General features: G+C 56.0%; 22 protein-coding genes. 9 read left to right on the plus strand and 13 right to left on the minus strand.

Translation table 11 applies throughout. The annotated features are described in order from the left end of the window. Positions 1-45 precede the first annotated feature (45 nt). The 7 genes from AX755_RS14085 to AX755_RS14110 form a co-directional block, all read right to left on the minus strand. Positions 46-1,701 carry an NERD domain-containing protein kinase family protein gene (locus AX755_RS14085; protein WP_231883363.1) on the minus strand — a complete coding sequence of 552 codons (1,656 nt, stop codon included), beginning with the start codon at positions 1,699-1,701 and terminating at the stop codon, positions 46-48. A 408-nt stretch (positions 1,702-2,109) separates the two neighbouring features. After that, positions 2,110-2,214, minus strand: coding sequence for a hypothetical protein (locus tag AX755_RS26085; RefSeq protein ID WP_442856030.1), 105 nt, complete (start codon positions 2,212-2,214; stop codon positions 2,110-2,112). Positions 2,215-2,328: 114 nt separating this feature from the next. Beyond that, the gene (locus AX755_RS14090; RefSeq protein WP_062856944.1) at positions 2,329-3,075 is read right to left on the minus strand and encodes an SAM-dependent methyltransferase; all 747 of its coding nucleotides are present in this window, start codon (positions 3,073-3,075) and stop codon (positions 2,329-2,331) included. A 10-nt stretch (positions 3,076-3,085) separates the two neighbouring features. After that, complete coding sequence (locus AX755_RS14095) at positions 3,086-3,343, minus strand: YjhX family toxin (RefSeq protein WP_013095761.1); 258 nt, start codon at positions 3,341-3,343, stop codon at positions 3,086-3,088. A gap of 398 nt (positions 3,344-3,741) precedes the next feature. After that, positions 3,742-4,413 (minus strand): hypothetical protein, encoded by a 672-nt coding sequence (locus AX755_RS14100; protein WP_058661767.1) that lies wholly within the window; start codon positions 4,411-4,413, stop codon positions 3,742-3,744. Between the two features lie 218 nt (positions 4,414-4,631). Continuing rightward, positions 4,632-5,846, minus strand: coding sequence for an L-dopachrome tautomerase-related protein (locus AX755_RS14105; RefSeq protein WP_062856945.1), 1,215 nt, complete (start codon positions 5,844-5,846; stop codon positions 4,632-4,634). A gap of 24 nt (positions 5,847-5,870) precedes the next feature. Beyond that, the gene (locus AX755_RS14110; protein ID WP_062856946.1) at positions 5,871-6,665 is read right to left on the minus strand and encodes an SDR family NAD(P)-dependent oxidoreductase; all 795 of its coding nucleotides are present in this window, start codon (positions 6,663-6,665) and stop codon (positions 5,871-5,873) included. Between the two features lie 99 nt (positions 6,666-6,764). On the opposite strand from AX755_RS14110, the gene AX755_RS14115 reads away from it, so the two are divergent. After that, positions 6,765-7,664 carry a LysR family transcriptional regulator gene (locus tag AX755_RS14115; RefSeq protein ID WP_062856947.1) on the plus strand — a complete coding sequence of 300 codons (900 nt, stop codon included), beginning with the start codon at positions 6,765-6,767 and terminating at the stop codon, positions 7,662-7,664. 16 nt (positions 7,665-7,680) lie between these two features. Then, complete coding sequence (locus AX755_RS14120) at positions 7,681-8,190, plus strand: hypothetical protein (RefSeq protein ID WP_062856948.1); 510 nt, start codon at positions 7,681-7,683, stop codon at positions 8,188-8,190. A gap of 31 nt (positions 8,191-8,221) precedes the next feature. On the opposite strand, the gene AX755_RS14125 is transcribed toward AX755_RS14120, so the two are convergent. The 4 genes from AX755_RS14125 to AX755_RS14140 all read right to left on the minus strand — a co-directional run bounded on the left by AX755_RS14125 (position 8,222) and on the right by AX755_RS14140 (position 13,735). Continuing rightward, positions 8,222-10,006: a diguanylate cyclase gene (locus AX755_RS14125; protein WP_062856949.1), complete on the minus strand. Its 1,785-nt coding sequence runs from the start codon at positions 10,004-10,006 to the stop codon at positions 8,222-8,224. 120 nt (positions 10,007-10,126) lie between these two features. Then, positions 10,127-11,236, minus strand: a complete 1,110-nt coding sequence (locus AX755_RS14130; protein ID WP_013095768.1) for an AI-2E family transporter — start codon at positions 11,234-11,236, stop codon at positions 10,127-10,129. Positions 11,237-11,354: 118 nt separating this feature from the next. After that, positions 11,355-12,536 carry an amidohydrolase gene (locus tag AX755_RS14135; RefSeq protein WP_062856950.1) on the minus strand — a complete coding sequence of 394 codons (1,182 nt, stop codon included), beginning with the start codon at positions 12,534-12,536 and terminating at the stop codon, positions 11,355-11,357. Between the two features lie 11 nt (positions 12,537-12,547). Next, positions 12,548-13,735 carry an MFS transporter gene (locus AX755_RS14140; protein ID WP_062856951.1) on the minus strand — a complete coding sequence of 396 codons (1,188 nt, stop codon included), beginning with the start codon at positions 13,733-13,735 and terminating at the stop codon, positions 12,548-12,550. A gap of 127 nt (positions 13,736-13,862) precedes the next feature. Between AX755_RS14140 and AX755_RS14145 the strand changes: the two genes are divergently transcribed. The 7 genes from AX755_RS14145 (at position 13,863) to tauD (ending at position 20,915) form a co-directional block, all read left to right on the plus strand. Continuing rightward, positions 13,863-14,771, plus strand: a complete 909-nt coding sequence (locus tag AX755_RS14145) for a LysR substrate-binding domain-containing protein (RefSeq protein WP_062856952.1) — start codon at positions 13,863-13,865, stop codon at positions 14,769-14,771. 237 nt (positions 14,772-15,008) lie between these two features. Next, positions 15,009-16,409, plus strand: coding sequence for an S-methylmethionine permease (mmuP, locus tag AX755_RS14150; protein ID WP_047023480.1), 1,401 nt, complete (start codon positions 15,009-15,011; stop codon positions 16,407-16,409). After that, a complete protein-coding gene (gene mmuM, locus AX755_RS14155; protein ID WP_062856953.1) occupies positions 16,396-17,328 on the plus strand; it encodes a homocysteine S-methyltransferase in 933 nt (310 codons plus the stop codon). Before mmuP ends, mmuM begins: the two co-directional genes overlap by 14 nt. Positions 17,329-17,505: 177 nt before the next feature. Next, positions 17,506-18,468 carry a taurine ABC transporter substrate-binding protein gene (gene tauA, locus AX755_RS14160; protein ID WP_062856954.1) on the plus strand — a complete coding sequence of 321 codons (963 nt, stop codon included), beginning with the start codon at positions 17,506-17,508 and terminating at the stop codon, positions 18,466-18,468. 10 nt (positions 18,469-18,478) lie between these two features. Then, a complete protein-coding gene (gene tauB / locus AX755_RS14165; protein ID WP_047023482.1) occupies positions 18,479-19,246 on the plus strand; it encodes a taurine ABC transporter ATP-binding subunit in 768 nt (255 codons plus the stop codon). Further along, positions 19,243-20,070, plus strand: coding sequence for a taurine ABC transporter permease TauC (gene tauC, locus AX755_RS14170; protein ID WP_020686348.1), 828 nt, complete (start codon positions 19,243-19,245; stop codon positions 20,068-20,070). The genes tauB and tauC overlap by 4 nt, the downstream gene beginning before the upstream one ends. After that, positions 20,067-20,915, plus strand: coding sequence for a taurine dioxygenase (gene tauD, locus AX755_RS14175; RefSeq protein WP_013095796.1), 849 nt, complete (start codon positions 20,067-20,069; stop codon positions 20,913-20,915). Before tauC ends, tauD begins: the two co-directional genes overlap by 4 nt. Before the next feature lie 105 nt (positions 20,916-21,020). Here tauD and AX755_RS14180 read toward each other — a convergent pair whose 3' ends face one another. Further along, complete coding sequence (locus tag AX755_RS14180) at positions 21,021-22,721, minus strand: lysophospholipid acyltransferase family protein (protein WP_062856955.1); 1,701 nt, start codon at positions 22,719-22,721, stop codon at positions 21,021-21,023. A gap of 127 nt (positions 22,722-22,848) precedes the next feature. Further along, positions 22,849-23,823 carry a porphobilinogen synthase gene (hemB, locus tag AX755_RS14185; RefSeq protein WP_013095798.1) on the minus strand — a complete coding sequence of 325 codons (975 nt, stop codon included), beginning with the start codon at positions 23,821-23,823 and terminating at the stop codon, positions 22,849-22,851. Between the last annotated feature and the right edge of the window lie 91 nt (positions 23,824-23,914).

The raw sequence follows: 23,914 nt of genomic DNA on the forward strand, positions 1-23,914 counted from the left end.
ACGCTTCTTCATGGGGATGTCCTCATGTGGCTTATGAAGACATTACTAACATCGGGGTGTACTAATCAACGGGGAGCAGGTCACTTTATAAGCTAAAAATGATTTCTTACTGCTTGTACTAGCTAGAGCTGCAAAGGCATTTTGTAGTTGCTCTGCGGATGGTGGGAAGTTTTGTAGTATTAAATATGGTGTTAGTTCTTGTCGTCGGTGAGGGCTATGAAGTAACTGCTCAAAGATTTGTTGTGATTCTGTATCTTCTTCGGGACATGTTCCAGTAAGGGAGTTGAATTCTCCCAACATGCTATGGGCTCCGTCGAAGCGTTCTAAGGCATCCCAAGATAGGGCTTTTTCAAACCAAGAGTCCAATAGTCCATCGAAAGGATCGTTTACAGGAGGAGTCCATTCAGGAACACCATCTACTTGCTCAAGCTTCTGATTAAAACAAATCTGATAAGCGACAGAAGCTAGTAGGAACACATCTATACGAAAAGCGTCAATGATTTCGCCTTCACACATAGCATCTTCAGGTAGTGCAACTGGTGAGCTTTGTAGTAATTTTAGATGTTCTGCCACTGTTCCTGTTTCAGGGAAAAATGCTGCACCGAAACCAGATGCCAAAATACTCCCGTGGTTATTGGCATACCAGAGGTTGTGTGGATCTACATCGCGGTGAGCAATATTCAATGAATGTAAGTCACCAAAAGGAGCTAGAAGGGCTCGAACCCTATCAATCCGCTGCTCTTTTGACCATGATGCAGCATCACTTGCTATAACCTCATCCAAACGTTCAGTATTTCGAGGTAACTCATATAACTCACAAAAATCCTCTGTGATGTCATCAGCTGAAACATCGTTTACATACCTAAGCAGGTAATCTCGCATATTGCTGTTATCACGAATGAATTTACCTATCCGATTTTCACGCAGAGCAATATCTGACCAAGTCGATTGTAAGGCATGTATGGTACCCAATTGATTAAAGTCCCAACGGCGGATCAATCCTTTCGCTGATGGTAATGTTTTATCTTGAGCCAGATACTCTTTGTAGATTGAGTTTCTATGAGCGAACCAAGATTTGTTCGTATGCGCTTGAAAGTTGCCAACAACGAGCTCTTTTTTTTGAATTTTTGGTCCTTCAATAAATCTGTAGATGATCTGCAAAGACTTTTCGGAGTTTGGTCTTGCTTTTCCCGTGGAGCTGAAGAATCCGGCCAGTCTTTTATTCGCGACTAAATCGTCATACTTTTCAGGAGAACGAATTGCTAAAAATTCATCGAGGGTGTGTACAAATGGTCTTTCAATTTGGGGGAGATTCTCTGGAGTAGCGCTTCCGCAGAGTACTACGTGAGCCTCTACACTGAGCCAATAACCGAGATTGTGAGACAACTCACTATCAAGTAACTTTTGCAGTCGCAGGGCGTGTTCTCGTTTAATAGCGAAAGGACTTTTCCCACGGTTTTGACCATTCTGGATCCACATCCCGTTATCATATTCGATTGTCCCATTCCACTCTTTGAGCTCAACTAAAAGCAGTCGGTCATGGGTAATTATAAGACAGTCAATTTCCATAGGCCCTTGCGCATCAGATGCAACTAGACCCGCAAAGCCATGCCAGCTACTTTGGAAGTGCTGTTCCATTTTACTGATTGCTCTGAGTTCACTTGCATGGAGACCAGCTCCACCCACTTTTTTTATTTCCATTGGCCTTATGCCCTTTTTTGTGGTTTTATAATTTACCGGAAATAGATTATTGCTTATTGTGTGTAACGGCAATCATATTCAGCATGTAAAATCATGACATAACGCAAATTATTCATTCAGTTATGTGAACATGTTACAATGAATAAATATTACCCAATATAAGCAATGCCTGTTTCAGGCACAAAGGGAGTCAAACCAGCTAGCGTAAGCTCAGCCATCGGTTTAACCGGAACTGACCAGCTTCCTCTGCTTCCTCTGCTTCCTCTGCTTCCTCTGCTTCCTCTGCTTCCTCTGCTTCCTCTGCTTCCTCTGCTTCCTCTGCTTCAACATCGGCGTATTGAATGTATTCCTATAGGGGCAACGCTGAGCGCTGAATTGCCACGTCACTACACCACTCCCGAATTCATCTTATTTCCTTTGCCTCAGGGTTACGGTCAATGTGTTGATTTGGTGTTCGAACCGCAGACGTTCAGTGTCATAATCCTGTTGGTATTTCAGCGTACTACCACACAGAAGGCAGGTATTTCAGTTATAAGTGGCTGTGCGTGAGATTAGTGTATTTGGTCAGCATATACCTTGTCTGAATAAATGGCGGTATCCCGCTAAGGCTATACCGCCAGCTCCATATTATCGTGCGATTAACGCAAACACGCCCCAGCCAAAATACTCCCGCGTATATGTCACATGGCGTTTAGGCGCATTCGTCAGCTCTGCCCGAACCTCATGCGCAAAGTCATCGTCAGGGTTCTCCTCCAGCCAGCGGCGCATGGTCAGCCATTTAGCGGCTTCATACCGATCCCAGCCTTCCTGGTCTGCCAGTACCATTTCGACCAGGTCATAGCCCTGTTCATCGAAAGAGGCGACAAGGTCGGGCAGGGTGAGGAAATCGGCCACCGATGAAACGCCACAGGCCTGGGCAATCTCTTCCGTTGCAGGTACCTGACGCCAGTACGGTTCGCCGATAAGCACCAGTCCGCCTGGCTTAAGGCTCTTTGCCAGCAGTTCGATCGTCCCGGCGACGCCGCCCGCAATCCCGGTGGCCCCTACGCAGGCCGCCACGTCGCATTTTTCATCCGCGACATAGCCCGCCGCGTCGTTATGAATAAAATGAACGTGTTCACTGACGCCAAGCTCTTCAGCGCGCAGCTTTGCCTGAGCAGTGAAGAGCGGGCTCATGTCGATGCCGGTACCGGTAATGCCGTAGTCACGTGCCCAGGTACACAGCATCTCTCCCGAGCCGCTGCCGAGATCGAGAATGCGCGCGCCTGGCTTCATGCGTAACACGCGGCCCAGCGTGGCGTACTTCTCTGGCGTGAAGGGGTTGTGAATGCGGTGTTCACTTTCGCTGATAGTAAAAATACGTGGGATATCCATAATCCTCTCCTTATCGATTATCAGGCTGGGCGCGAACGTTGTTCAGCCCGGTGGTATTGATGCGGTAGGGCTGACCGTTGACGGATTTGATCAGCTTTTTGGTTTTGAGTTTTTTAAAGACGGCGAGTGTGCAGTCGGTGAGCAGAAGCCCTTCCCGGCTGTAGCATTCAACAGAAGTGACGCGGCCAGATGCATCGCGGACGTGCACAATACGTCCACCTTTAGCGAGAACGTGTAAGGTACGTTGTTCCTGACGGGATAAATTCATACTGGAAAACCTGTTTAATCATCATGTGCAAAACGTGCAAACACACAGCGGTGTCCGCATTCGATTTCAGCGCATTGATAATCAGTCCGGCCTGAAAGGTCGGGGTGCTGATTATCAGATGATTACATTCTCCAGCATCAAAGCCTCGGGTAGAGTTGAAAGGTATTTACGAGGCGAATGATAACACCGCTTTTTGGTAAGTGAATAGCCAGGGATAAAAAGTGTGATCCAGAAGGGTAGGGGGCGGCGCCAGAATGTTGTATTCCCGGCAGGCTGGAAGTGAAAAGGTAAGCCTGTGGTCCGGCTATCTAGCTTTTTCATCCTGAAACCTCATGGTATTTCAGGATGAGCGTACTCCCACACAAGCCCGCACGAAGCGGGCCGTACAGCACATCACATTACAGCTTCAGCAAACGCGGCAGCTGGTTGTCCAGCTCAAGCAGGCAGCTTTTCATGTAGCTTTCAGTTTGGCTGGTCACTTTTTGGTAATTATTTGCACTCCACTCGCTCAGTGGCGCTTCAACTGGCGTAGGGGCGCATTCCGCTACCGTAAATGCAGAGAACATATTTCCGCTTTCCGGACGTTTATAGAAGAGGACTTTGTATTTCAGCTGATAGAGAGGTGTGGTCGCGGTGGCGTCTTTATAGATCAGCGCCCAGGTTGCTTTACCAATATAGAGCGGCTGCTTGTAAACGTGGCCATTGCCTTTTTCGTTCAGCCACTTGCTGATATTTTGTTTCGCTTTAGGAACAAACCAGCTGTTCGTCGGGTTTTGCAGGGTTTCGATCGCTGTCCCTTTATAGTTCTCTTTATCAAAGTCACCGGAGTTAATGTTACCGGTTAACGCGCCGAGAACGGCAAGCCCCATACCGGCTGCGGCATGCGTCGGGGTCACTTCGCGCAATGTATTGTCGGCGATACGGTTGTCATTCAGTTCCGGCAGTGCTGATACGCTATAAATATCAATTGCGCTGCCATTTGCCGCTTTCACGGTGTCGGGTTTTACCGAGCCAGCACAGCCCGCAAGAATTAAGGATGCAGATACAATCGCTAGAAGACGAACTTTCATTTTCTCTCCATGAGATAATTTTATTTAGGTGGCTGCGTGGATGTTCCTGAGCCGAAAAGGGCCGTTTATCTTGCCCGACAGAGTTGCCAGCCTGCAGACACAGGCTGACAACTATCCAGATAAATATCGACTCCCTGACCCTGTTCTTTAGTCAATCAGCCACATTCCTTTGACTCGCATCAATAATCGTTCGCGATTATCCAGCCACGGGTATTTTATTATTCGCCCGTATTATGTGACGCACCGAGAGGCAAACGCCACAAATCATAGCGTTCCTCTCCGGGTTTAACGGCTCCCGCGAAGTGGTCATTGAGGCGACTCGAGGTAAAGATCAAATCCCCGTCCGGACGGATTGCCGGTGTGTCTGGCCAGTAAACGTCTTCGCTGGCGGCGATAAGCGACATAGCGCGGTGCTTCGGATCAAACCGGACAATGCCGTTGCGGGTAACATCCGTGATATAGAGGTTGCCCTTTGCATCGGTTACAAGACCGTCGGTGTTACCGCCCACCACGCCAAGATCCTGGATACTGGCGGCAATCTGCGCATCGGTTGATCCTGCCTGCCTCAGCAATGCCGTGGGCGCTGCCCAGGCATGGGTTCCCGTTGTGACCGTCCAGTACAGCGTGTCCGCATCCGGGGAGAGCGCAATACCGTTGATGCCAATTAATAAGGGTTTACCCGGCCAGACCTCCGCACCGTGTGAAACCACCTTGACGCCCGGCTCAATCTGTAGCGCAGGGTGACGGTCGAGCACGCGTCGCGCCGTGCCGGTGGTGAAATCTACGACGATAAGGCCCACGCGGTTTTCCGGTGCGCTCCGCGAGCCGCTGTCGGAGATATAGGCGACGCGGCGTTTCTCATCGACAACCACATCGTTCAGGAAGCTGGCTTTGCGGTCCGCCACGCCATCCAGGGCGATACGTTTAAGGGTGCGGCCTGTGTTGAGATCCAGCACGACCAGTTTCTGCGAGCCCACGGGCGACTCCGCTTCGCCTGCGACAAACCCCATGTCCAGCGCCCATAGCCAGCCGTTTTGACGATCAATATAAAAGCCAAGCACGTTGCGCAGGTTCTGCGCGGGATCGGTGTTTACCGCGTTCCCCTCGCGTGACGGAAACGCCGTCAGGCGGGCAGGGCCGGACTGAACAGTCGTATCCAGAATGCTCAGCGTGGCGGGGGCGGCGGCAGAAACCAGCCGGGGCGTACTGACAAAGGCCCGGCCCTTTGCATCAAAATGGATACCGGCAATGGGCGCGTTAACCGAGCCGGAAAACCGCGTCGGCGTTTGCCCATTCTGCGGGGTATCCCAGCTCACGCCAGCATAGCTGCGCCAGCGTTCCAGGGGCTGGAGCGTCGCCGCACTGGCGAGACTCGGGAAAGCGATCAGCGCCGCCAGCGCAATGGCGGACAGACTACGGGTGCGAATGAACATGAAAAGGCTCCGGTGAGTTCAGCATTAAAGGATGGAACGGAACGTGCCGCCCTCGACGCGTACAGCCGCCCCGTTGGATGCCGCGCCCAGTGGGCTGGCTAACAGAGCGACCATCGCCGCGATCTCGTCTGCCTCAATCATTCTGGCAATCAACGAGCTGGGGCGGTAGGTCTGGAAGAAATGCGCTTCGATCTCCCGATCGGTCATATCCGGGGCAGGCGCGGTCTGGCGAAGGTACTCAATAATGCCGTCCGAGCGCGTCGCCGACGGCAGCACGCTGTTAACCGTCACGCCGGTTCCCCGGGTCAGTTCGGCCATACCGCGCGAAACAGCAAGCTGCGCTGATTTGCTGACGCCGTAATGCACCATGTCTGGCGGCGTAAAGGCGCCCACTTCGCTGGATATAAAAATCACCCGTCCCCAGTTCCGTTCCAGCATGCGCGGGAAGTAGTGGCGTGAGAGGCGGACGCCGGACATCACATTGGTGTTGAACATGCGCAGCCAGTCTTCGTCGTTAATATCCGCGAAGGCTTTGGCTTCGTAGAACCCCAGGTTATTAATCAGAATATCGGTATCAGGGCAGGCGGCGAACAGGGTTTCTGCTCCATTCATGGTACCGAGGTCAACGACAACGGTGGAGACCTGTGCGTCAGGCGTCGCGTCGGTGATGGTGGCCGCGGCTTTTTGCAGCTTTGCCGGGTCGCGTCCGGTAAGGGTGACGGCAACCCCTTCTTGAGCGAGCGTGCGGGCGATGGCCAAACCAATGCCTGCGGTTGCGCCCGTAACCAGCGCGGTCTTACCGGTGAGTTTAAGATCCATAGTGTTTACCCTCTGATGATGAATGCAGCTCACTTTACTCATCACTCCGGAGGGGATAAATTAGCCAGATTGAAAAACATTTGTTCCTGAAAGAGCAAAATGAGCCGCAAATTCGATTATCTCGGAGACGTTGAAGTCTTCATTACTGTCGTTGAACACGGCTCTTTTACTGCCGCAGCGGTTGTCCTTTCCACCACACCCTCTGTCCTGAGTCGCGCGGTTTCCCGCCTGGAAGCGCGTCTTGGACGGCAGTTATTACAGCGAACGACCCGCCGCGTGGGGCTGACGGAGGCCGGACGCGTTTATCTGGAACAGGCGAGGTCTGCGTTTGCACTGCTTGATGACGCCGAACGCGAGGGGCGGGGCCAGGAAGGCGATCTGACCGGTCGCGTGCGAATGAGCGTTCCAACCACCTATGGGCACTACCGTCTGCCGCCGCTGCTGGCGCGCTTTGCCCAACACTACCCACGCGTCCAGGTGGAGCTGAACATCACCAATCGCAACGTTGATCTGATTGCGGAGGGATTCGATCTGGCGATTCGCCTGGGGCAGTTGCCCGACAGTGGGTTAGTCGCGCGCAAGCTGGAAGACGCAGCGCTGCTGCTGGTTGCATCGCCTGATTACCTGCACCGCATGGGGAGCCCGCAGACGCTGGAGGAGTTGCATTGCCACACCTGTCTGCCCTTTATCATGCCGCGTACCGGGCGCATTGCCCCATGGGTGTTTCGTGATGAGGAACGTGATATTGACTGGCTGCCGGGTTCAACTATCGAAATCTCAGACGATGTACTCGGCGTGGTTTCGCTGGCGGAGCAGGGGATGGGGATCTGCCAGAGCTATGAATTTATCGTCCGCGACAGGATACAGCGCGGTCAGTTAGTCGAGGTGCTGCCACACCTGCGTGGACGGTCGCGGCCGTTCTCCGTGCTCTTCGCGCCACACCGACGCCAGTCGGCGGCCACCCGGGCGATGATTGATCTTCTCACCACCCAAAAATGACAAGGATATGTCCACCATGAAAAAAGAGACTTATACCTTTTGGCTCCCACTCATCGTGGGCGGTATAGCACTGCTATCTGGTTTTGTGGTCTGGTCAGTTAACGTTTATCGCGTGACATACCTTACGATCCGCGGGGAGCAGTATCTGGCCGGAGGGGCGTTGCTGCTGGCGCTGGTGCCGATGGTTATTTTTATCAGAAAGGGACGACTCAAAGGCAAGCGTGTTGCTGGCGCGATAAAACTATACCTTGGCTTCTTCATTTGCAGCCTGCCGGTTGCCATGTTCGTGATTTTTACAACGGCCTGGCTACTGGAGGGAGACTATTCCTCATGGAGCAAACCTTACCGGTATGAATCCAGTACCCGCCACAGCTGCTCGGGGGCAGAAGTCTACGAGCCGGAGTTAAAAAAAGAGATCCGCATCTGTAACCCGAAGGGTAACGTTTATTCCAACTCTACCCTGTACGTGGAAAAGCGGAGTAATACGCTGGGGATTGTGGTGCTCTGGGCGATCACGCGCGCCTGAATCGGTGAAGCTCAGGGCGCGAAAATCACCGTCAGCCCGCCTCCAGCATCCCAAAGCTCACAATACGCGAACGGCCCAGCTCTTTCGCCCGGTATAAGGCCACGTCGGCAGCGCGCAGCAGGTTATCGCTCTGAGCGTGCTGCGGATAGCTGGCGACGCCAATCGACACATCCACCGGGCCAATCTCTGAAAGCCCATAGCGCAGCGACAGTTCATGCACGCCGTTATAAATCTCTTTGGCGCACGCCTGCGCCGCCTCTTCATCGACGCCGGAAAGCAACACCAGAAACTCTTCGCCGCCATAGCGGAATGCCAGCCCGCTGTCGTGTACGGCGCGTTGTATGATGGTGGCCACGCTTTTGATGACCTGATCGCCCGCTTCATGACCAAAGCGGTCATTGATGCTTTTGAAGTGGTCGATGTCGATCATCAGGCAGCTTACCGGCTCTTCATTGCGCACCGCCTGCGCCATTTGGGTGCGCAGGGTATCTTCCAGATGATGACGGTTACGCAAGCCGGTGAGCGGATCGAAGAGGGCTTTTTCCAGCAGGGCATCGCGCAGACGTTGGTTGGCCAGCGCCAGGCCGAGCGCTTCAGCCATCAGCTCCAGATAGGCGCGGGAAGGGGCATTGTCCGCAGTGATGTTCTGGAAGGAGAGCAACCCAATGGCTTCGCCCTGGGCAATCATAGGAACACAGAGCGACGTATGCGTGTGCGACGCCGGCAGATGGTAGCAGGCGATATCCGGCTCGCCATTCACCGGAGGATGGCTTTGCCCACGTCTGACCGCCCAGCACTCATCGGGATGAAAAGGCGTATCCTCTCCTGGCGGCGAAAGCCACTGCGCGACGCAGCGCATCTGCCACGGATCGCGGTCGAGGATATAGAGCCGCCCGGCAATTCCCGGCGCGATATTGGGGGCGAACAGCTCCGCTACGTTAATCACGTCCGCAAAGTTCTCACACCCTTGCAGCCGCTGGGTCATGCGCGCCAGCAGCTCGCGGATGGCCCAGTCGGCGTCGCGCTCTTTTTCCAGACGCTGCCGCGCAAGGCCATTCTCACGAAAGATACGAATTGCCTGTGCCATATCGCCAATCTCATCGATCTGGTTGAAATTGGGTGTTTCTACGGCATAGTCCTGCGACGCCAGGCGATGCACCACATCGCTCAGGCGTACCACCGGGCGCAGCACGCGCCGTTTTAAGATAAAGCCAAGCACAAACAGGAACAGCAGGGCGGTCAGGCCAACCATCATTTCAGAGATTGTCCGCAGCGTTTTCGATTTTTTGGTTGCCTCCTGAACGGAAGCGATCACCCGCTTGTCGAGTATCTGGCGGAAGTGATCGATCTGATTCTGGGCGCGTTCCAGCTCCTGCTCATAGGGCGCGCCGTAGAGCAGGGCGATGGCCTGCGCATCTTCTCCCTGCGCCGTATGGGTGAGGGCGACCTGCTGTTCGTCCTGTAGTTCATCGACGATTTTTATCCCTTCATGCAGCAGGGACAGCTCATCATCTGACGCGCCGACATCCTGCAGTTTTTCCAGCCGGAGTTCGGTACTCTTCAGCTTGTTCTCTGACTGGTTGTATTCCCTGAGGATCTGCGGATCTTTTTTAATCACGTACAGGCGGGCTAAATCAGACTGCACCCAGATATCGGTTTCGATATCTTCCGTGAGCGCATCAAATTTCTGCCGCTGTTCAACGGCCTGACGCTCAAGGGTGTCAGCATTGGACGCCATCAGCATGATGATGCCGGAAGCGAGGGTCAGGCAGACCGTGGCACCGTAGGCCCAGTTTGTTATCGTCGCGATTCGCACCTGGTGATCCTTTTACGACCAAAGAAGGATGGCGTTCTTTCAAATTATAGAAAACGTTTGATTTAAGGCGAAAAAAAAGGCGGCACAGCGCCGCCTGTTGGGAAGGTTATCGTCAGCGGTTTATAAATCTGGAGGATTTTTCCCTTCTTCAATAAACGCGGCATCCAGCTCTTCGGCGTTACCCGCATGATCGCGACCGGAGAAGAGGTTCCAGCAGGCGATAAACAGCGCGGCAATCAGCGGGCCAATCACGAAGCCGTTAATGCCGTACAGCTCCATGCCGCCAAGCGTTGAGATCAGGATCAGGTAGTCCGGCATTTTGGTGTCTTTGCCTACCAGCAGCGGGCGCAGGATATTGTCCACCAGCCCGACGATAATCACGAAGAAGCCGACAATGAACAACCCCTGCCAGATCTGATGCGTCGCGAAGAGGAAAATGGCAGCCGGAACCCAGACAATCGCCGACCCCACCGCAGGCACCAGGGAGAGGAAGGCCATCAGTGCTCCCCAGAGGATGCTGCCGTCGATACCGGCAATGGCAAACGCAATCCCGCCGAGCGTGCCCTGAACCACCGCGACAACCGCCGTGCCTTTTACCGTCGCCCGCGAGACGCCGACAAACTTGGCGAACAGGTGCTGCTTGGCGAAATCGGACAGAGGCAGGGAGTCGAGGATCTGGCGCACCAGGAACGGCCCGTCTTTCAGCAGGAAGAACAGCAGATACAGCATGATGCCGAAGCTAATGGCAAAGCCGAACGTCCCTTTGCCGATCAGAAACGCGCTGCCCGCCAGATACTGCCCGCCCTGCAGGGCGACATCGGAGAGTTTTTTCTGGATCTGCGCGGCGTTGGTCAGGTTGTGATCCGCGAGGAAACCGCTGGCCCAGTCCGGCAGATGGTTAAAGATGCTCGCCACCACCTCCGGGAACTGGGTGTTGTTCTCCTGCAGTTTGGTGTACACCACGTTCAGCTCTATGGCGAGCGAGGAGAAGATCACCATCAACGGGATAAAGACAATCAGGCAGATTATGCCGATGGTCAGCAGCGAGGCCAGCCCGTTGCGATCTCCCAGTGCGGCGCGCAGCTTGTTTTTTACCGGGTTAAAGATAACGGTCAGAATGGCGGCCCACAGAATGGCGGAGAAGTAGGGCGATAGCACGTCGAAAAACGCCCACGTCACGAGGGCGAGAATAAAGATAAAGAAACCTTTGGTCAGTCCGTTAAAGCGCATCAGTCAGTCCTGGTTACTAAGAAACTGTGACGACTATAGAACTGATTGACGGATTTACCAACCATTGCGCCGGCCTGCGCAGGCGACGCGCCGCCGGGCAATGTCAGGATGGGAGGGGTCAAATCTCCTCAAACAGCGGGCTCACCAGCGCAACGTGCGTTTTCACGCCCACTGCCAGCGCGGCCTCGTCGATGCGAAAGTGTGGATTGTGGACGTTCCAGACCGCGCCTTTTTCCTCGTTGCCGCAGCCGATGAACAGAAACGTTCCCGGGACTTTCTCCTGATACGAGGAGAAATCCTCGCTGCCGAACAGGGCCCGATCGGCAAGCTGCAACGTTCCTTCTTCGAAGTGCGCTGCAATCGCCGCTTTGGCGATGGCATTGGTGTCGGCATGGTTGTTGCCAACGGCGTAACCCTGCTGCCAGCGGATCTCACAGCGCGCGCCGTGGGCACTGACGACGCCCTCGACAATACGCTGCACCAGCTGCGGTACCTGCTCGCGTACCTGCTGATTATGAGTACGCACTGTTCCGGCCAGGCGGGCGCTGTCCGGAATCACGTTATAGCTGTCACCGGCCTGGAAAGTCGAGATGGTCAGCACCGGGGCGTTAATCGGGTCGAGATTACGCGCCACTACGTTTTGCAGCGCGGTGACAACTTCAGCGCCGATTACCACCGGGTCGATGCAGAACTGCGGCATTGAGCCATGTCCGCCCCGGCCGAAGATCGTGATATCAAAATTATCGCTGGAGGCGACATAGACCCCTTCTTTCAGCGTAATGTTACCGGTAGGACTGGTCGGGAAAACGTGCAGACCGAAGATCTTCTCGACATCGTCAACCACGCCTTTCTCCACCAGTTCGCGCGCGCCGCCCGGCGGCACTTCTTCGGCAGGCTGGAAGATAAACTTGATGCTGCCGCACAGCTGGCTGCGCAGGTGGCAAAGCACTTTCGCCGCGCCCATCAGCATGGCGGTGTGGGCATCGTGACCGCAGGCGTGCATTACGCCGGGTTTGGTTGAGCTGAATGTTTCACCGCTCTCTTCCTGCAGCGGCAGGGCGTCGATATCAGCACGCAGTGCCCACATCGGGCCGGGTCTTTCACCCTGTAATACCGCCACCACGCTGTTCTCCAGCGGGCGGCTAATCGTCAGCTCCGGCAGATTAGCCAGTTCACGGGCGATAAAATCTGCGGTCGGCTTTTCCTGAAATGAGAGATCCGGGTTGGCATGAATATGCCTGCGCCAGCGGATCACCTCGTCGTGAACGTCGCGGATAAGGTTTTCAGTGCTACTTTTCATGACAGTCTCCTTCAGTCAGTCACCGGCAGTGAGGGCGCAGGTTTTTTTATCAATGGCACTATCGCCACGCCCGCGCACACCATTGCCAGTGACAAGAAAATAAATGCGCTTTCATAACTGTGGCTTTTTCCAACGAGATAGCCAATAACAACCGGTGAAACGAAGCCCCCCAGCGTCCCTCCGGTGTTTATCAGCCCGATGGCCGAGCCCATGATGTTCTCCGGCAGGCGTTTCATTGGCAGGGTAAACGCGGTCACAAAGGTGGCCATCAGGAAGATCTCCCCCACAAACAGCAGGATGCTGGCACTCACCGCCGTGGCGGTGTGGAAGATGCCGAGAATGGCAGCAGCGCTCACCAGTGCGCAGATCAAAATCACCTGTGGCTCGCGGTGGTGGAAGTATTTTCCGACCAGCCAGCCGGTGCACAACGACGAAAGCCAGATCCCCGCGCCGCCAGCCGCCACGATATAACCGGACACCTCAATCGGCATGCCCATGCTCTGGACAAAGAATTTAGGCAGCCAGGCCAACAGGCCATAGCTTGGGATATTGATGCAAAACACCGAGAAAAACAGCAGCAGCACCGTGGGGTTACGCCACAGCGCCTCGCGTTGCCCATGTGCGGCCTGGCGTGGCGCGGGTTTCTGATACGGCACGCGCAAGGCGATCAACAGGGCGATGGCGCAGGCAACGATCCCTAATGCCACAAACGAGGTGTGCCAGCCCAGGTGTTCCAGCGCCGAGACGGCCACAATCGGCCCGACGGTCATCGCCAGCCCGGCGGAGGAGAGCAGTACCGACTGGGCGAAGGTGCGTTTTTCCAGCGTAAAATTGCTGACCACCGCTTTCGCGCAGGAGCAGGGATAGCCGGAATGCCCCACGCCGGAGAGAAAGCGAAACACCAGCAGCAGGCCAACGCTCATACCCAGCGCGCCAAAGCAGAGGGCGAAGATCCCCAGCGCGCACAGAGAAAGGATCAGCATGGTTTTGTAGCCGATTCGGTCGTTTAGCCAGCCCGCAGGCACCTGAAAGAGAGAGTAGGCGAGAAAAAAGATCCCAGTGATATAGCCCAGCTGCGCGGTGGTAAGCCCGAACTCTTTTTCGATCGGCAGCAGGGCAAAACCCATTACGGTTTTATCGATGTAGACCACGACATAGCCGATAAAAAGCAAAAAAATCATCTGTGACTGGCTTTTCATTGTGTTTTCCGCCTGACGTCAGAGTGTGATGAGAATTGTTGTGTGCACTCTGAATCTAGGGGTTTACCAGACAGGCGGGAAGATATAATTTTGCTATAGGTGATGCTTTTTTGTTATAGGGCGAGCGATGAAATATCTGCCAAAACTCGGCCATCTTCAGGCCTTTCGTCAGGTGGCGCGCAGCGGCAGTATCCGTTCGGCCGCACGGGAACTGGGCGTTTCGCAGCCCGGATTGAGCCGTACATTGCGTGAGCTTGAGCAAACTTTAGGCACCCAACTTTTATTGCGCAGCAAAGAGGGAATTGCCCTTACCGAGGCGGGAATGGCGTTTTCCCAACGGGCGGAGTGGGTGCTTGAAGAGCTGCGGCGTGCGGCGGATGAAGTGGAGCAGATTAACCATTTTACTCACGGGCGTCTGACGGTGGGGTTCTCTTCGCTTATTGCGCTGACCGTCTTTCCTGATGTGGCCGAGGCGTTCAAGAAAACGCTGCCCCAGGTCTTGCTGACGGTGAAGGAGGGGCAGCTCTCCTCGCTCCTGCCTGGCGTACGAAACGGTGAAATAGATATGGCTATCGGCTCGGTGGATCCGATGGCGCCGCCGGAAGGGGTGATGATCGAACCGCTGTTTACCTCGCCGTTTTGCATCATCTCACGCAAGGGGCACCCACTGGCAGAAGCCCGCGATCTGATGGCGCTGCGTCAGGCCAAATGGCTGCTGCCGGAGTCATCCATGGGCTACTACCAGCAGCTACAAAATGAGCTCAGCCATTTTTATCGACAGGTGGATATCACCCCACTGCGCACCGATTCCGTCATCACGGGGCTGAATATGGTGCTTAACGCGGACTATCTGACGGTGGTCGCGCGGGCAATGTGTCAGCCGCTGCAGCTTGATGACAAGCTGGTGGCGTTGCCCATCACCCAACTGCCGTCGGCGCAGTATTGCGCGGTGTGGTCGCAAAAGTCGGCGATGACCACCAACGCGCGTCAGTTTTTGATTCGCCTGCGCGAAGCATGCAGAGGGTTTAGCTGGTAGCGGGCAGATACAACTTTTGTCTGAGCCAGAATCACAGCCGTCCGCGCCATGCTGTAAGTATCTGCTTGTGGAGGTGCTTATGGCCTGGCGTCCGATTCTGTATGTGATCCTCACAACCCATCCCCGACTCAGTGCGCGACGCGCCCGGTTGCGTCTGGTCGTCTAGCTTTTTGATGTTAATCGCGGTATAACACACCTTCTTTGGATGTTTAGATGTCCATACGTATAGAAGGTAATATGCAAACACAACAAGAAAATGGGCAGCTAAAGCGCACCATGAAAACACGCCACCTGATTATGCTCTCGCTGGGTGGCGTGATTGGCACAGGGTTATTCTTTAATACCGGTTATATCATTTCGACAACCGGGGCAGCAGGCACGCTGCTGGCCTATCTCATTGGCGCACTGGTAGTCTGGCTGGTGATGCAGTGTCTGGGCGAACTGTCGGTGGCGATGCCGGAAACCGGCGCGTTTCACGTCTATGCCGCTCGTTACCTCGGCCCGGCGACGGGCTATACCGTGGCGTGGCTGTACTGGCTCACCTGGACGGTGGCGCTAGGATCGAGCTTTACCGCCGCCGGGTTCTGTATGCAGTACTGGTTCCCACAGGTGCCCGTCTGGGTATGGTGCGTGGTCTTCTGCGTGGTGATTTTTGGCCTTAACGTCATCTCCACGCGTTTCTTTGCCGAGGGCGAATTCTGGTTCTCGCTGGTGAAAGTTATCACCATCATCGCCTTTATTATTCTTGGCGGTGCGGCGATCTTTGGCTTTATCCCGATGCAGGACGGTTCGCCTGCGCCGGGTCTGAGCAACATTACCGCTGAAGGCTGGTTCCCGCATGGCGGCCTGCCGATCCTGATGACCATGGTGGCGGTGAACTTTGCCTTCTCCGGCACCGAGCTTATCGGCATTGCGGCGGGCGAAACGGAAAACCCGCATAAGGTTATTCCGGTGGCGATCCGTGCGACCATTGCCCGGTTGATCATCTTCTTTATCGGCACCGTGTTTGTGCTGGCGGCGCTGATCCCGATGCAGCAGGCCGGGGTGGAAAAGAGCCCGTTTGTGCTGGTGTTTGAAAAAGTCGGGATCCCGTATGCGGCAGATATCTTTAACTTTGTGATTTTGACCGCGATCCTCTCGGCGGCAAACTCTGGCTTGTACGCCTCAGGGCGCATGCTGTGGTCGCTTTCTAACGAGAAAACGCTGCCGCGCTGCTTTGCCCGCGTCAATAAAAACGGCGTGCCGCTGACGGCGCTCTCTGTTTCCATGCTCGGTGGCGTGCTGGCGCTCTTCTCAAGCGTGGTTGCGCCGGACACGGTGTTTGTGGCGCTGTCGGCCATTTCCGGTTTTGCGGTGGTGGCGGTGTGGATCAGCATCTGCGCGTCGCACTTTGTCTTCCGTCGTCGTCATCTGCAGTCCGGACAGCCGCTGTCTGCTCTGCACTATCGCGCGCCGTGGTATCCGCTGGTGCCGGTGCTCGGGTTTATCCTCTGCATGGTGGCATGTATCGGCCTGTGGTTTGATCCGAGCCAGCGCATTGCCCTTTATTGTGGCCTGCCGTTCGTCGCCCTGTGTTATGGTGCCTACTACCTGACCCGAAACCTGACATCGCAGGAGCCTGAACATGTCGCAGAATAATCCGCTTACCGCCCTCCTTGAAAAGCAGCCGTTTGTGGTGCTGGATGGCGCAATGGCAACTGAACTGGAAGCGCGCGGGTGCAACCTTGCAGACAACCTCTGGTCTGCCAAAGTATTGATGGAAAACCCGGAGCTTATCCGTGAAGTCCACCTCGACTACTACCGTGCGGGTGCGCAGGTGGCGATCACCGCCAGCTATCAGGCCACGCCTGCGGGCTTTGCGGCGCGCGGTCTGGACGAGGCGCAGTCCCGCGCGTTGATCGGCAAAAGCGTGGAGCTGGCGCGTAAGGCGCGTGAAGCGTATCTGGCGGAAAATCCGCATGCGGGCACGCTGCTGGTGGCGGGGTCCGTTGGGCCGTATGGCGCCTATCTGGCGGATGGCTCTGAGTATCGCGGAGATTATGTGCGTCGCGCCGAAGAGTTTACCGCGTTTCATCGTCCGCGCATTGAGGCGTTGCTGGATGCGGGGGCGGATCTGCTGGCTTGCGAAACGCTACCCTCCTTTGAGGAGATCAAGGCGCTGGCAGCACTTGTGGCTGAGTATTCCCGCGCCCGGGCATGGTTCTCGTTTACCCTGCGCGACAGCGAGCACCTGAGCGACGGGACACCGCTGCGGGAAGTTGTCGCGGCCCTGAAAGATAATTCGCAGGTCGTGGCGCTGGGCATCAACTGTATCGCGCTGGAAAACACCACCGCGGCGCTGAAACACCTGCACAGCCTGACGGCACTGCCGCTGGTGGTCTATCCGAACTCGGGCGAGCATTATGATGCGGTGACCAAAACCTGGCACCATCACGGTGAAGCGTGCGAGACGCTGGCGGGATATTTGCCCCAGTGGCTGGAGGCCGGTGCCAGATTAATCGGTGGATGCTGTCGCACCACGCCGAAAGATATTGCTGAGCTTAACGCGCAGCGCTGATGCCCTCACCCTGACCCTCTCCCACAGGGAGAGGGAAAAAAACAACCGCACAAAACCAACTATCCTTTCCCGCTTTTTTTCTAAAAACGAATCGTTATTAGCGATTCGTTTTAATTCCTTTATCAAAATTCCCGCGCCGGAAATACTGCCCTCATAACAACAAGGGGAGCAGACAGGATGGCAATTTCATCGCGAATTACATTACTCGGCGCGCTGGCGCTGTGGGCATTTCAGGCGCAGGCGGTGGACGTCACCGTTGCGTATCAGACCTCCGCAGAGCCTGCGAAAGTCGCGCAGGCGGATAACACCTTTGCCAAAGAGAGCGGCGCAAACGTCGACTGGCGTAAGTTCGACAGCGGGGCGGCCGTGGTGCGTGCGCTTGCGTCCGGCGACGTGCAGATTGGTAATATCGGCTCCAGCCCGCTGGCGGTAGCGGCCAGCCAGCAGGTGCCGATTGAAGTTTTCCTGCTCGCTTCACAGTTGGGCAACTCCGAAGCACTGGTGGTGAAGAAAAACATCACCAAACCGGAAGACCTGATCGGCAAGCGCATCGCCGTGCCGTTCATTTCGACCACTCACTACAGCCTGCTGGCGGCGCTGAAACACTGGGGCATCAAGCCAGGCCAGGTGCAAATCATTAATCTGCAGCCACCGGCGATTATTGCGGCCTGGCAGCGCGGCGATATTGATGGCGCATACGTCTGGGCACCGGCCGTCAATGAGCTGGAAAAAGACGGCACCGTGCTGACCGACTCCGAAAAAGTGGGCCAGTGGGGCGCGCCAACGCTCGACGTGTGGGTGGTGCGCAAAGATTTTGCCGAGAAACATCCTGAGGTCGTGAAGGCCTTTGCCAAAAGCGCCATCGACGCTCAGCAGCCCTATATCAGCAACCCGGATGCATGGCTGAAGCAGCCTGCCAATCTCGAAAAACTGTCCCGTCTGAGTGGCGTGCCGCAAGCGGACGTTCCGGGGCTGGTGAAAGGTAATACCTATCTCACGCCTGCCCAGCAGGTAAAACAGCTGACCGGGCCGGTAAACAAAGCGATTGTCGATACCGCCACGTTCCTGAAAGAGCAGGGCAAAGTGCCGGCGGTGGCGGCGGACTACAGCCAGTACGTGACCGATCGCTTTGTGAAATAAGGGGGCTGCGATGCTGAATATTACAAATCTGTCTGCTGATTACGGTGGCAAACCGGCCCTGGAGAACATCAACCTGACGCTGGACAGCGGTGAGCTGCTGGTTGTGCTTGGCCCGTCCGGGTGCGGGAAAACCACGCTGCTGAATCTGATTGCCGGGTTTGTGCCATATCAGCATGGCTCCATTCAACTGGAAGGTAAAAAAGTGGAGGGCCCGGGCGCTGAGCGTGGGGTGGTCTTTCAGAACGAAGGTCTGCTTCCCTGGCGCAACGTGCAGGAAAACGTGGCGTTTGGGTTGCAACTGGCGGGCGTAAGCCGCGAGCAACGGCTGGCAACAGCACGGGACATGCTCAAAAAGGTCGGTCTTGAAGGGGCTGAAAAACGGTTTATCTGGCAGCTTTCCGGCGGCCAGCGTCAGCGGGTTGGAATTGCCCGCGCGCTGGCGGCCAATCCGCAGCTTTTGCTGCTGGATGAGCCGTTCGGGGCGTTGGATGCCTTTACCCGCGAGCAGATGCAAACCCTGCTTTTACGCCTGTGGCATGAAACGGGTAAACAGGTGCTGCTGATCACCCACGATATCGAAGAGGCGGTGTTTATGGCGACCGAGCTGGTGCTGTTGTCCCCTGGCCCGGGGCGCGTGCTGGAGCGGCTGCCGCTTGAGTTTGCCCGTCGCTATGTCGCGGGGGAGCCGGTGCGCAGCATCAAATCCGATCCGCGGTTTATTGAACAGCGTGAATACGTCTTAAGCCGTGTGTTTGAACAACGGGAGGCCTTCTCATGAGCATCGTCTTCAGCGAGAAAACGCGACGCGCGCGCCCGGCCTTACGCTGGCCTTTCTCGCGCCAGATAACACTCAGTGTCGGCACACTGCTGGTGCTGCTGGCGGTCTGGTGGCTGGTTGCCGCGCAGGCATGGATCAGCCCACTGTTTCTGCCGCCGCCGGGACAGGTGCTGGCAAAACTCATCACCATTGCCGGGCCGCAGGGCTTTATGGACGCCACACTCTGGCAACACTTAGGTGCAAGCCTGGCGCGCATTCTGGTGGCGCTACTGGCGGCGGTGATAATCGGCATTCCGGTCGGGATCGCGATGGGCTTAAGCCCGACGGTGCGCGGCATCCTCGACCCGCTGATTGAGCTTTACCGTCCGGTGCCGCCGCTGGCCTATCTGCCGCTGATGGTGATCTGGTTCGGCATCGGTGAAACGTCAAAAATCCTGCTGATTTATCTGGCGATTTTCGCCCCGGTTGCCATGTCGGCTCTGGCGGGTGTTAAAAGCGCTCAGCAGGTGCGGATCCGCGCGGCGCAGTCGCTGGGAGCCAGCCGGACACAGGTGCTGCTGTTTGTGATTTTACCGGGCGCACTGCCGGAGATTTTAACCGGATTACGCATCGGCCTTGGCGTGGGCTGGTCAACGCTGGTGGCGGCAGAGCTGATCGCCGCCACCCGAGGGTTAGGGTTTATGGTGCAGTCGGCGGGGGAGTTTCTGGCGACTGACGTGGTACTGGCCGGGATTGCGGTTATCGCCGTGATCGCCTTTGGATTAGAACTGGGGCTGCGTGCGCTGCAGCGTCGTCTGACGCCCTGGCATGGAGAAATACAATGAGTGAACGTCTGACCATTACCCCGCTGGGGCCATATATTGGTGCGCAGGTGTCGGGCCTGGATGTGACCCGTCCGCTGAGCGATAACCAGTTTGAGCAGCTTTATCATGCGGTGCTGCGCCATCAGGTGGTATTCCTGCGCGAACAGGCAATCACCCCGCAGCAGCAACGCGCCCTGGCACTGCGCTTTGGCGATCTGCATATCCATCCGGTTTATCCGCATGCGGAAGGGGTGGAGGAGATTATTGTGCTCGACACGCATAACGATAATCCGCCGGACAACGACAACTGGCACACGGATGTGACGTTTATCGAGACGCCACCTGCAGGGGCGATTCTTTCGGCGAAGCTGCTGCCGGAGACGGGCGGCGATACGCTGTGGGCCAGCGGCATTGCGGCCTTTGAGGCGCTATCCGCACCCTTCCGTACCCTGCTGAGCGGCCTGCGGGCGGAGCATGACTTCAAAAAATCGTTCCAGGAGTACAAGTACCGCAAAACAGAAGCGGAGCATCAACGCTGGCAGGAGGCGGTTGCGAAACATCCGCCGCTGCTGCATCCGGTCGTGCGCACCCATCCGGTAACCGGCAAGCAGGCGCTGTTTGTGAATGAGGGATTCACGACGCGGATTGTGGACGTGACGGAAAAAGAGAGCGAGGCGCTGTTACGTTTCCTGTTTGCGCATATCACCAAACCGGAGTTTCAGGTGCGCTGGCGCTGGCAGGAGAACGATCTGGCGATCTGGGATAACCGCGTGACGCAGCACTATGCGAATGCGGATTATCTGCCACAGCGTCGGATTATGCAGCGGGCGACAATTTTGGGGGATAAGCCGTTTTACCGTCCTTGAACCATCGCTCCCGTAGGCCGGGTAAGGCGTAGCCGCCACCCGGCAAATGTGCACCGTTCTTGCCGGGTGGCGCTGCGCTTACCCGGCCTACAAAAAACCGCACAGTTAAAGGTGCGCCTCAATATACCGCTGATAGCGGTTTGCCTTGAGGTAGCACAAGTCCACCAGCACCAGCCCGTCGATGCAGTTGTTGAACGCCGGATCGCTGCCAAAATCGATAAACTGCACGCCGCCGGGTTCACACAGCTCGGAATACTGTTTGTAGAGCGGTGGAATACCGCAACCCAGATTACCAAGCAGGGATTTCAGCTTCGTCAGGTCATCCACGTAATCGACCCCGCCAAACTGTGCCAGCACGTCCGGCAGGGAGGCCGGATAAGGCTGACGTGACGCGGCTAAGGGATGTGTCGCCGGGAACCAGAGGCGGTAAAACGCCACCAGCAGATCCCGTGCGGCAGGCGGTAAGCCACCGGAAATCGAGACCGGGCCAAAGAGGTAGCGGTAGTGCGGATAACGCGCCAGATAGGCACCAATACCGGACCACAGATAGTCCAGACCGCGACGACCCCAGTAGCGTGGTTGAATAAAGCTGCGCCCCAGTTCAATACCGTGTTCCAGCACGCCCTGCATTTTATCGTCGTAGTTAAACAGACTGTAGCTATAAAGCCCTTCCAGACCGCGTTGCTCGACCTGTCTGGCAGTGGGCATAAAGCGATAGGCGCCGACGATCTCCAGATCGTCTTCATCCCACAGGATCAGGTGCAGATAGTCATCGTCGTAACTGTCGGTGTCCCGACGTTTACCGCTCCCTTCCTCCACGGCGCGAAACGCGATCTCGCGCAGGCGTCCCAGCTCGCGCAGCAGGGGAGCCTCTTCCTGTCCGTTGCGTTGCCACAGATAAATGGTTTTGCCATCGCTGGTTTTGCCCAGACATTCGGCCTGGGCCAGTTCGCGCTTCAGCGTGGCCCGGTCTTCCGGACGGGCAATGGCGCATTGGGTTTTAAAGACGCCAGGCACTCCCTTGCCAAGACGTATCACGTGCTGACGGCACTGCTCGGCCATCTCACGCGATGAAAGGGTTGTGCTATACCAGTGATGCCAGGCTATCTGCTGGCCGATCTTTATCGGTAGCTGGCTGTGGCGGCGGCGGAACATCTGCTGCATCAGCAAGAGCATCGATACGGTGGGGGACACCAGCGTGCTGGCATAAAAGAGCAGGCTGTTGTGTGCCTGAATATGCACCGGCAGCAGCGGTACGCGCAGCTTACTGGCGAGTTTAATAAAGCCGGGGTGCCATTTTTTATCGCGGATCCCTTTGCGCGTAGGACGGGACACTTCTCCCGCCGGGAAGAAGATCAGCACCCCAGCGTTTTGCAGATGCTGTTCCATCTGCATCAGGGACGTTTTTGCCGTTCTGCCGCCCATGTTGTCCACCGGAATAAACAGCGAGCTAAGCGGTTCAAGGTGGGTCAGCATCCGGTTAGTGACGACTTTCACATCGCGCCGTACACGGGAAACGGCATACATCAGCGCCAGCCCGTCCAGCGTTCCGGTTGGGTGGTTGGCAATAATGACCAGCGGGCCATGTTCAGGGATTTGTTCGAGATCGCGGGCGGAAACGGTGCAGAGTATATCGAGGTGCTCCAGAACCTGCTCCACCATATCCAGGCCTTTCAGATGGCGGTGTGTCGCGGCAAATTGCTGGAATTCTTCTTCGTAGAACAGTCTTTTTAACAGACTTTTTTGCCAGGGTGCAGGCCTCGCCTGAGGCCAAAGGTCGTCGAGAACGCTATCGAGACTAAACATGGTTACTCCTCCTGCCGTCTTGCTCAGACAGTAGAAGGGAGAGATGTCGGTTGTATTGCAGTTTGGTGAAGATTAGCGCAGAGAGGAGGCCGGGTAAGGCGAAGCCGCCACCCGGCGCTAAAGCGGATTAACGCAGAATTTTCTTCTCGGCCAGATCCAGCGCAAAGTAGCTGAAGATCAGATCCGCGCCAGCACGTTTGATCGCGCCCAGGCTTTCCAGGATCACTTTCTCTTCGTCGATCGCACCCGCCTGCGCGGCGAATTTGATCATCGCGTACTCGCCGCTCACCTGGTATGCACCCAGCGGCAGCTCGGTGCGCTCGCGAATGTCGCGCAGGATATCCAGATACGCGCCAGCTGGTTTCACCATCAGGCAATCTGCGCCCTGGGCTTCATCCAGCAGTGATTCACGGATGGCTTCACGGCGGTTCAGCGGGTTCATCTGATAGGTTTTGCGATCGCCTTTCAGCGCTGTACCGGCCGCTTCACGGAACGGACCGTAGAACGAAGAGGCAAACTTGGTGGAGTAGGACATGATGGCGGTATCGGTGAATCCGGCCGCATCAAGCGCCTGGCGGATCGCCTGAACCTGCCCGTCCATGGCAGCGGAAGGTGCGATGAAATCCGCACCGGCTGCTGCAGCTACCACCGCCTGCTTGCCGAGATTCAGCAAAGTGGCGTCGTTATCGACACCGTGATCGCACAGCACACCGCAGTGGCCATGAGAGGTATATTCACAGAAACAGGTGTCTGACATGACGATCATTTCCGGCACGGTCTCTTTGCAGATCCGCGACATCCGGGCGACCAGACCGTCCTCTTTCCAGGCATCGCTGCCGGTAGCGTCAGTGTGGTGGGAGATGCCAAAGGTCATCACCGAGCGGATCCCCGCGTTGGCGATACGTTCGATCTCACGCGCCAGATATTTTTCCGGAATGCGCATCACGCCTGGCATGGCGTCGATGGCTTTGTAGTCATCGATCTCTTCTTCAACAAAAATCGGCAACACCAGATCGTTTAAGGTCAGTGTTGTCTCTTCAAACATAGCGCGCAGTGCAGGTGACTTGCGCAGACGACGGGGACGAGCAATTAAATCGGTCATGATATGCCTGACGTTTGTGGAACAAAGAAGGCTAGTGTACATGAAAGTGGAGGAGAGGGTTTTACGAAAGTAGGCTTTTTGTTAATGCGAA

Origin of the sequence: Enterobacter sp. SENG-6, from assembly GCF_001605945.1 — a bacterium.
Lineage (GTDB): Bacteria > Pseudomonadota > Gammaproteobacteria > Enterobacterales > Enterobacteriaceae > Enterobacter > Enterobacter cloacae.